Below are 9,610 nucleotides of genomic sequence, written 5' to 3'. Positions count from 1 at the left end.
TTCGTCCTGAGCCAGGATCAAACTCTCCAACAATGTCAAATTTGATCGAGGCAAATAAATACTTGCTCTCAAAGGAACCTCAAAACGAGGTTACAAATACATAAGCTCTACTGGCTTAGTTCACTAGCACACTGTTGAGTTCTCAAGCAACACACTTTGTTTCAAAGCGATATTCACAAGCTTTTGGTCGAGCATGCCGAATCCTACGGGTTTAGTCGTAGGGGGTCGGCGGCCGCTCGTGGGCCGACGCTGAACATTACCTGGTCCGGTTCGCGGTGTCAACCCGCTCGGCCCTGGTTCCTGACCTGGGGCTTTTCGGCCCCGGTGGCCCGGTGTTCCTGGCGACGAAGAGAAGATTACATGCCCCGGAACCCCCCGAAAACAGGGGGGTCACTTAACGACATTGCCGCAGGTCAGCCGGTGTAAGCCGCCGTCATCCGACGGTCTTCAGGTAGCGAGGCGGTTTGCGGGCCGGGACGACGCGTTCGAAGTCGGCCGCATAAGCGAGCACTCGGGCGTCGGTCCAGAGCCCCGACATGAACGAGACACCCACCGGGAGCTCGCCGACGAAACCGGCGGGCACGGTCACGGCCGGATACCCCGAGACCGCGGCCGGCGTCGACGACGGGATCACGTCGTTGTCGCCGGTCTTGCAGTCGGTCTTCCAGGCGGGCGGGTTCGTGGGCGCGGCGATCGCGTCGAGGCGGTACTGGGCGAGAGTCTCGTCGATCGAGCGTTTCGCCAGGTCGGTCAGCTCGCGGCGGTTGACCAGGTAGCCGGGGTCGGACGGGCCGGGCGCGGCGAGCGCCTGTTCGAAGAGTTCCTGCCCGGCGAAACAGGTCTGCTCCAGCGGGTCGGACCGGTTGTAGGCAATCAGCGCGGCGAGGTCGCGCGGGCCTTCCGGACGCGTGGCCAGGTAGCGATCGATGTCCCGGTGGAACTCGGTGAGCAGCGCCGGGAACTCCAGTTCACCGAGCCTGGCCTGGTACGGCGGCGTCACCTCGACGACTTCGGCACCGGCCTTGACCAGGGAGTTCCTGGTCTTCGTCATCACGGCGTCGACGTCCGGGCCGAGTACCGGCAGCCGCCAGAGCCCGATCCGAGAGCCCTTCAGCACGCCGGGGCGCAGGTGCGCGGCATAGTCGGTCGGCTGATTCGGCGGGTACGTGCCGGTGGCCGGGTCGCTCGGGTCGCGGCCTTGGAGCGCGGACAGGGTGAGCGCGACGTCGACGACGTGCCTGGCCATCGGGCCGGTGGTGTCCTGTTCGGCCGAGATCGGCACCACGCCGGTGCGGCTGACCAGGCCGAGGCTCGGTTTGTGCCCCACCGTCGAGGTCATCCCGGCCGGGCAGACGATCGAACCGTCGGTCTCGCTGCCGATCGAGACCTGGGCGAGCGACGCGGCGACGCCCGCGGCGGATCCGGCGGACGACCCACAGGGATTGCGGTCGAGCACGTACGGGTTGTTCGTCTGTCCTCCGACGCCCGACCATCCGGAAGTGGGTTTGGCGGCGCGGAAGTTCGCCCACTCGGACAGGTTCGCCTTGCCGAGGACGACCGCGCCCGCGTCACGCAGGCGGCGGATCAAGGTCGCGTCCTTCGCGGGCTTGCTGCGGAGTGCCCGTGAACCCGCCGTCGTCTGCTGCGACCGGGTGTCGACGTTGTCCTTCACCAGGATCGGGATGCCGTCGAGCGGCCCCCGGCTCTTGCCGGCGCGACGTCGGAAGTCGCTCTCCGCCGCTTGCGCGATCGCGGCCGGATTGACCGCGATGACCGCGTTCACCGTGCGGTCGACCTTGTGGATGCGATCGAGATAAGCCTTGGTCAGACCGACCGCTGTCAGCCGTCCGGAGGACATCCGGGCCTGGAGCGAGGGGATGTCGGCGGCGTCGAGATCGAGCGGTTTCCCGCCCGCTGACGCCGGTGGTGCGGCACTCGCCGCGATGGTCGCGGCGACCAAGGTCGTGAGAACTCCGTACATCGGCCGCCGCACCATCAGGTCTCCTTCGTCTAGAGAACCGGAAGTAGGGTCCGCAGCTCGTACGGGGTCACCGCGCTGCGGTAGTTATCCCATTCAACACGTTTGTTGCGCAGGAAGAAGTCGTAAACGTGCTCTCCGAGCGCTTCGGGCAGAAGTTCCGATTTTTCCATTTCGGCCAGCGCCTCACCGAGGTTCTGCGGGAGCTGGGCGTAGCCGGCCGCGCGGCGTTCGGCGTCCGAGAGCTGCCAGATGTTGTCCTCGGCGGGAGGCGGCAGCTCGTAGCCCTTCTCGATGCCCTTGAGCCCGGCGGCAAGGATGACCGAGTACGCCAGATAGGGGTTGCAGGCGGAGTCGAGCGTTCGGATCTCCACACGACGTGACGACGCCTTGCCCGGCGAGTACATCGGCACCCTGACCAGGGCGGAGCGGTTGGCCCGGCCCCACGAAACGGTCGTCGGGGCCTCGCTGCCGCTGATCAGCCGCTTGTAGGAGTTCACCCACTGGTTGGTGACCGCCGAGATCTCCTTCGCGTGGTGCAGCAGCCCCGCCACGAAGGCCTTGCCCGTCGCGGACAACTCGTACGGGTCTTCCGCGTCGTAGAAGGCGTTGCGATCACCTTCGAACAGGCTCACGTGGGTGTGCATGCCCGAACCCGGCTGGTTGGTGAAGGGCTTCGGCATGAAGGTCGCGCGGACGCCCTGGGTGAGCGCGACCTCCTTGACGACGTAACGGAACGTCATGACGTTGTCGGCCATGGTCAGCGCGTCGGCGTACCGGAGGTCGATCTCCTGCTGGCCGGGTGCGCCTTCGTGGTGGCTGAACTCGACCGAGATCCCCATCGCCTCGAGCGTCTCGATGGCGTGGCGGCGGAAGTGCGTCGCTGTCGCGTGGCTGGCCTGGTCGAAGTACCCGCCGTTGTCCGCGGGCTCCGGCTCACTGCCGTCGTCCGGCAGGCTGGCGAGCAGGAAGAATTCGATCTCGGGGTGGACGTAGCAGGTGAAACCCGCTTCGGCCGCCTTCGAGAGCTGCCTGCGCAGGACGTGCCGGGGGTCCGCCCAGGACGGGGAGCCGTCCGGCATCGCGATGTCGCAGAACATGCGCGCCGAGTACGGGCCGCCGTCCGGGGTCTCCCAGGGCAGGACCTGGAACGTGGCCGGGTCGGGCTTCGCGACCATGTCGGATTCGTAGACGCGCGCGAACCCTTCGATGGCCGATCCGTCGAAGCCGATCCCTTCGCTGAAGGCACCCTCGAGCTCGGCGGGCGCCACCGCGACGGACTTGAGAAACCCCAGCACATCCGTGAACCAGAGCCTGACGAAACGGATGTCGCGCTCTTCCAAGGTACGGAGCACGAACTCCTGCTGGCGATCCATGGCCGCACCCTAACGAGAACGTGTTAACGACATGTTTCGACGCGCCGATCAAGCGGAAGTGGTGGACACCCCCGCCGGAACCGGTTCGGGCTTGGCGGCCTTGGTGATCGACAGCGAGGCGACCGAAGCCAGCACCGCGAGGCCCGCCGCGATGTACCAGGCGAGCGCGTAGCTGCCGGACGAGTCGCGGATCGCGCCCGCTCCGAAAGCCGCGAGACCGGCGCCGAGCTGATGGCTGGCGAAGACCCAGCCGAAGACGATCGGCCCGGCGGCGCCGTATTGGCGGACGCAGAGCGCGACCGTCGGCGGAACCGTCGCCACCCAGTCGAGGCCGTAGAAGACGATGAACGCCCACATGCTCGGCTCCACCGTTCCGCTCAACAGCTGCGGGAGCAGGGCGAGCGAGACGCCGCGAAGGGCGTAGTAGACGCCGAGCAGGATTCGCGGATCCACACGGTCGGTGAGCCAGCCGGAGGCGATCGTGCCGGCGACGTCGAAGATCCCGACGAGCGCGAGCAGGCCGGCGGCGGTGGTCTGCGGCATGCCGTGGTCGTGCGCCGCGGGAACGAAGTGGGTGCTGACCAGGCCGTTCGTCGTGGCGCCGCAGATCGCGAACCCGACGGCGAGCAACCAGAACGTCCTCGTGCGTGCCGCCGAGCCGAGGACGGTCAGCGCGCGGCGGACGGAACCACCCGCCCGGGTGACGGGAGCGACTTCGCCGGGTTCGGCGCCGTACGCGGTCGTCCCGACGTCGGACGGGTGATCGCGGACCACCAGAAGGACGACGGGGACGACGGCCAGTGCGGCGATGGCGATGACGAGCGACGCCGTCCGCCAGCCCTCGTCGACGGCGAGGTTCGCGACGATCGGCAGGAAGATCAGCTGGCCGGTGGCGCCCGCGGCGGTGAGAACGCCGGTGACGACGCCGCGGCTGCGAACGAACCAGCGGGCGGCGACCGTCGCGGCGAAGCTCATCGCCATCGAGCCGGTGCCGACGCCGACCAGGACGCCCCAGCAGAGGATGAGCTGCCAGCTCGCGTTCATGAACACCGTGCCGCCCGCGCCGATCGCGACCACGAACAAGGCCGTCGAGGCGACGCGTCGCATGCCGAAGCGCTCCATGAGAGCTGCCGCGAAGGGCGAGAAGAGGCCGTAGAGCACGAGGTTCACGGAGACGGCCGACGCGATCGTCGCGCGGGACCAGCCGAACTCGTCGTGGAGTGGGTCGATGAGGACGCCGGGGGCCGCGCGGAAACCGGCGGCGGCGAGCAGGGCGACGAACGCGGCGGCGGCGACGAACCACGCGCGGTGGAGTCGGTTCTCAGGGTGCACGGGTACAGCGTCATCGCCGTCGGCCCTCGGCGGAAGTGGCCGGAAGGACACTGTGCGAAAGATTCGGGCCAAGGTCATAGGGTCTGACCATGCGCTGCCGTCACCTCATGCCGGCGCTGCTGCTCACGATCGGGCTCATCGGCGGCTGTGCGGGATCTCCCCCGTTGCCCCCTGCCCAGGAACTCGTGAGCGCGGCGGCCGACTCCCTCGTCTCGTTGCGCAGCGTGCGGTTCACGCTCGGGGTGAACGGCGTCGTCACCGGGCTGCCGGTGCGCGGGCTCGACGGCGAGGTCAGCCTCGAAGGTGGCGCGGTCGGCAAGGCCGACCTGCAGGACGACACCGGACGGATGAAGGTCGAGTACCGGCTGTCCGGCTCGGAGATCACGCTCGACGGGGAACGGGTGATTCCGGCTTCGGCGGCCTACACGCCGCAGGCGATGCTCGGGGCGGACGGTGGGCTGCGGCGGCTGTTGACCGGGGCGACCGAGCTGCGCGGCGAGCGGTGGGAGCGGGTGCAGGACACCGACTCGATCCGGATCGGCGCGAAGGTGCCGGCCGCGGTGATCGGCGGGATCGTGCCGGAAATCAAGTCGGACGTGTTCGTGAAGCTGTGGATTTCGAAGGACGAGCCGCGGCGGCTGATGCGGGTGTGGTTGCAGGTGCCGCCGACGAGTCCACAGGACTTCGCGGTGATGCTGGAGTTGGCGTTGACCAGGCATAACGGGGTGGTCGTCGGGGGCGGGCGATAGCAAAGGTCCCTTGCTCCCCCGGCTGGTGCGGCGGGAGAGCAAGGGACCTTTGCTATCGCTTCGTCACTTGGCGGTGCAGCGGGTGCCCTCGTCCGGCAGGGCGCCATTCACCAGGTAGTCGATGCCGATCCGGTCGACGCACGACACGCCCTGGAGGAACACCGTGTGCTGGTTGCCCTCGAACGTCAGCAAAGCTCCCTTGATCGCTTTCGCCAGGTTGACGCCCGCTTGGTACGGGGTCGCCGGGTCGTTCGTCGTCGAGATGACCAGCGTCTTCGGCAGGCCTTCGACGTTGGGCAGGTGCGGCTCCGAGGTGTTCGGCACCGGCCAGAAAGCGCAGGCGTCGCGCGCGGAACCGTCCGGCTTGCCGTCGTCGAGGAACGGCGCCGCCTCCGCATACCGCTTCTGCGCGTCGAGGAGCTTCGCCGGATCGGTGACCCGCGGGTCGTCCACACACCGGATCGCGACGAACGCGTCCTGTGTCGTCCCGTAACGGCCGTCGGCGCCGCGTTCGTTGTAGAGGTCCGCCAGCTTTTCCAGGCCGTCGCCGCGCTGACGCTTCAGATCGTTGAGCGCGGTGTTGAGCGGTTCCCAGAGATCTTCCTGGTAGAGGGCCTGTATCACGCCTGTGGTCGCGTCCTCGTACGACAGTTTTCGGCCGTCGGAGACCGGGACGGGGAAGTCGATCAGCGGCCGCACCAGGTCCTGGAACGCCTTCGTCACACCGGCGGCGTCACGCCCCAGGGCGCAGTCCTCGCGCGCGGCGCACCAGTTCGAGAACTCCCCGAACGCCTTGCCGAAGCCCTGCCCCTGCGCGACCAGCGACTCCACCGCGTCCTGCTCCGGGTCGACGGCCCCGTCGAGCACCAGCGCGCGGACGTTCGCGGGAAAGGCCTCCGCGTAGGCGGATCCGATCCGCGTCCCGTAGGAGTAGCCGAGGTAATTCAGCTTCGGTTCGCCGAGGACCGAACGCAGGACGTCCATGTCCTTGACGACGTCCCGCGTACCCACGTTCGCGAGCATCGACGGGCCGTGTTCGGTCCGCTCGGCGCATTTGGTCGCGAAGTCCTGGGACTCGGCCTCCTGCTTTTTCACTCCCTCGGGTGACCCGTCCGTCTCGCCGTCGTCCGCCCGGTCCGCGTCGCGTTCGGCGTCGGTCAGGCAGCGGATCTGCGGCTCGCTCGCACCGATGCCGCGCGGGTCGAAACCGACCATGTCGAAGCGTTTGCCCAGCTCGTTCGTCGCAGTCCGGGAGGCGAGACCGGCCGCGGCCGCCATGCCGGAGGCGCCGGGGCCACCGGGGTTGACCACGAGCGCCCCAATCCTTTCGTCGGTTTCCAGCGCCTTCCGGCGCAGCAGGCCGAGCGTGATCGAGTCCCCTTCGGGCTTCGCGTAGTCGAGCGGGACGGTCAGCCGGGCGCACTGTGCGTCCTTCACTCGAAACGCCGCTTTCGCGTCATCGGATGTCGCGTAGGGTGCACAGTCGGCCCAGGTCAGACTCTGTCCGTAGAACTTCTCGAGTCCTGCGGGCACCGGTCCGGACGGAGCGTGCGACTCGGTGGCCGGAGGCGGCGGCTGGGTTCTACCCTCTCCCGACGAGCACGCGGCGACGGTGACCGCGAGCAGGCCGGACAGCGTGATCGCGGCGAATCGACGGGCACGGGACCTGGCGCTGACATGAGTGAACACGGTTGGATCGTGCCATCGGCCGCGGAACTCGGCCGCACCACCACTGCGTTGGTGAGACAGGTGCGGACGGCAGAAGAACAGACGGGAGCACAGGGGTGGCAGCACTGATCAGCCGGGTGGGCAAGAAGCTGCGCCGGATCATCCAGCGGCCGGGCAGCGTCGAGCTGACCCGCTACGAAGCGCTGCTGCCGGCCATCGAGAAGCTCGAGCCCGAGTTGGAGAAGCTCTCCGACGAGGAGCTGACAGAGCGGGCCGGCAAGCTTCGGGACGCCTCGGCCTTCGGCAACGAGCAGCTCATCGAGGTCTGCGCGCTCGGCCGTGAGGCCGCTCGGCGCGCACTCGGCGAGCGCGCCTTCGACGTCCAGCTCCTGGGCACGATGGGCCTGCTCAGCGGGCACATCGTGCAGATGGAGACCGGTGAGGGCAAGACGCTGGCCGGTGCGCTGGCCGGTGCCGGGTACGCCCTGCGCGGCAAGCACGTCCACGTCGTCACGGTGAACGACTACCTCGCCCGCCGTGACGCGGAGTGGATGGGCCCGATCTACGACCTGCTCGGCGTGTCCGTCGGCTGGATCGAGCCCGCGCACTCCCGAGACGAGCGCCGCGAGGCCTACGCGAAGGAAGTCACCTACGGCGCCGTCAGCGAGATCGGCTTCGACGTGCTGCGCGACCGCCTCGTCACCCGCGAAGAGGACCTGGTCCAGCGCGAACCCGAGGTGGCGATCGTCGACGAGGCGGACTCCGTGCTGGTCGACGAGGCCCGCGTGCCGCTGGTGATGGCGGGATCGATCGACCACACCGACGCCGACGAAGAGGTCGCGAACATCGTCCGGCGGCTGCGGCTCGGGCTGCACTACGAGACCGACGCCGACGGTCGCAACGCCTGGCTGACCAAGGCGGGCGCGTCGGTGGTCGAGAAGGCCCTCGGCGACGACATCAACCTTTACGACGACACCGGCTCGGACAGGCTGCCCGCCGTGAACGTGGCGCTGCACGCCCACGCGCTGCTCACCCGCGACGTCGACTACCTCGTGCGCGACGGCAAGGTGCAGCTCATCAACGCCGCGCGCGGCCGCGTCGCCGAATTGCAGCGCTGGCCGGACGGCCTCCAGGCCGCCGTCGAGGCGAAGGAGCAGGTCAAGGCGACCGACCGGGGCGAGATCCTCGACTCGATCACCGTGCAGGCGCTGCTCGCGCGCTACCCCGAGGTCGCGGGGATGACCGGTACCGCGGTCGCGGTCGCCGAGCAGTTGCGCGAGTTCTACAAGCTCGAGGTCGCGGTCATCCCGCCGAACACGCCGAACATCCGCGAAGACCAGGAGGACCGGATCTTCGGATCGCCGTCGCAGAAGCTGCGCGCGATCGAGGAGGAGATCCGGCGGGTGCACGAATCCGGGCGGCCGATCCTTGTCGGCACCCAGGACGTCGCTGAGTCCGAGGAGCTGGCCGAGAAGCTGGCGAAGGTCGATCTCGAATGCGTCGTGCTCAACGCGCGCAACGACGCCGAGGAAGCCGCGATCATCGCCGACGCCGGCAAGAAGGGCGCGGTCACCGTTTCGACCCAGATGGCCGGTCGAGGCACCGACATCCGGCTCGGCGGCAAGGACGGCGACGGCCGCGACGAGGTCGTCGAACTGGGCGGCCTGCACGTGATCGGCACCGCGCGCTACCCGTCGAGCAGGCTGGACGGCCAGCTGCGCGGCCGGTCCGGACGGCAGGGCGACCCGGGCAGCGCGGTGTTCTTCGCCAGCCTGAACGACGAACTCGTGCTGTCGAACGCGCCGGACGTGCCCGAGGGCATCAGCTCCGACGTGGGCAGCGGCGAGGTCACCGACCCGGCGGCGCTGCGGCAGATCAACCACGCGCAGCGGGTCGCCGAGGGTGTCGACCTGGAGATCCACCGGAACACGTGGCGCTACACGCGGCTGATCGAGCGGCAGCGCGGTGAGCTGCTCGAACATCGGGACAAGGTGCTTCGGACCGCGCACGCGGCGGAGGTGCTGGAGAAGGCGCACCCGGAGAAGTTCAAGGAGCTCTCAGAAGCGGTCGAGGACGAGGCGAAGGTCGAGCAGCTGAGCCGGGAGGTGCTGCTGTTCCACATCGACCAGCTGTGGTCGGACCACCTGGCGTTCCTGACCGACGTGAGGGAGAGCATCCATCTGCGGGCGCTGGCGCGGGAGACGCCGATCGACGAGTTTCACCGCGCGGCGATCCCCGAGTTCCACAAGATCATCGCGGAGGCGGCCGACCGGGCGGCGAAGACGCTCGAGGAGGCCGAGATCACCGAGGACGGGATCGACCTCGGTGACGCGGGGGTGCGGCGGGCGAACACGACGTGGACGTACTTGGTGCACGACAACCCGTTCGACTCCGACTTCGAGCAGACCATCAAGAAGGTGCGGAGCATGATCAAGCGCAAGTAGCGCGCCGGTCCTTCAGCGGTGAGCGGGGGACCTTTGCTGTCACTCTCTTTTGGAGAGTGACAG

Annotated in this window: 6 protein-coding genes; 2 read left to right on the top strand and 4 right to left on the bottom strand. The window is 68.4% G+C overall.

Going from position 1 to position 9,610, the window contains the following annotated elements; all coding sequences use genetic code 11:
* Window positions 1-433: 433 nt before the first annotated feature.
* From ACFWMR_RS41155 to ACFWMR_RS41145, 3 genes are read right to left on the bottom strand one after another with little or no spacing between them, the layout of a single operon-like run.
* Window positions 434-1,996, bottom strand: a complete 1,563-nt coding sequence (locus tag ACFWMR_RS41155) for an amidase (protein ID WP_378382308.1) — start codon at window positions 1,994-1,996, stop codon at window positions 434-436.
* A gap of 14 nt (window positions 1,997-2,010) precedes the next feature.
* Window positions 2,011-3,354: a type I glutamate--ammonia ligase gene (gene glnA, locus ACFWMR_RS41150; RefSeq protein ID WP_005168007.1), complete on the bottom strand. Its 1,344-nt coding sequence runs from the start codon at window positions 3,352-3,354 to the stop codon at window positions 2,011-2,013.
* 48 nt (window positions 3,355-3,402) lie between these two features.
* Window positions 3,403-4,686 (bottom strand): MFS transporter, encoded by a 1,284-nt coding sequence (locus ACFWMR_RS41145; RefSeq protein WP_378382307.1) that lies wholly within the window; start codon window positions 4,684-4,686, stop codon window positions 3,403-3,405.
* Between the two features lie 89 nt (window positions 4,687-4,775).
* On the opposite strand from ACFWMR_RS41145, the gene ACFWMR_RS41140 reads away from it, so the two are divergent.
* Window positions 4,776-5,435, top strand: coding sequence for an LppX_LprAFG lipoprotein (locus tag ACFWMR_RS41140; protein WP_378382306.1), 660 nt, complete (start codon window positions 4,776-4,778; stop codon window positions 5,433-5,435).
* A 63-nt stretch (window positions 5,436-5,498) separates the two neighbouring features.
* Here ACFWMR_RS41140 and ACFWMR_RS41135 read toward each other — a convergent pair whose 3' ends face one another.
* Window positions 5,499-7,070, bottom strand: a complete 1,572-nt coding sequence (locus ACFWMR_RS41135; RefSeq protein WP_378382309.1) for an alpha/beta hydrolase — start codon at window positions 7,068-7,070, stop codon at window positions 5,499-5,501.
* A gap of 149 nt (window positions 7,071-7,219) precedes the next feature.
* Here ACFWMR_RS41135 and secA2 point away from each other — a divergent pair, with 149 nt between their 5' ends.
* Window positions 7,220-9,547: an accessory Sec system translocase SecA2 gene (gene secA2, locus ACFWMR_RS41130; RefSeq protein WP_378382305.1), complete on the top strand. Its 2,328-nt coding sequence runs from the start codon at window positions 7,220-7,222 to the stop codon at window positions 9,545-9,547.
* The last annotated feature ends 63 nt before the right edge of the window (window positions 9,548-9,610 follow it).

Source organism: Amycolatopsis thailandensis (genome assembly GCF_042723255.1).
Classification (GTDB): Bacteria; Actinomycetota; Actinomycetes; order Mycobacteriales; family Pseudonocardiaceae; genus Amycolatopsis; species Amycolatopsis thailandensis.
The sequence above is the reverse complement of the archived record's forward strand: the minus strand, read 5'-3'. Positions and strand labels throughout refer to the sequence as shown.

What these genes read in the sequence shown, in the direction of transcription:
- glnA (WP_005168007.1), bottom strand. Translation starts at nt 3,354, where the DNA reads ATGGATCGCCAGCAGGAGTTCGTGCTCCGTACCTTGGAAGAGCGCGAC.
- ACFWMR_RS41140 (WP_378382306.1), top strand. Translation starts at nt 4,776, where the DNA reads ATGCGCTGCCGTCACCTCATGCCGGCGCTGCTGCTCACGATCGGGCTC.
- ACFWMR_RS41155 (WP_378382308.1), bottom strand. Translation starts at nt 1,996, where the DNA reads ATGGTGCGGCGGCCGATGTACGGAGTTCTCACGACCTTGGTCGCCGCG.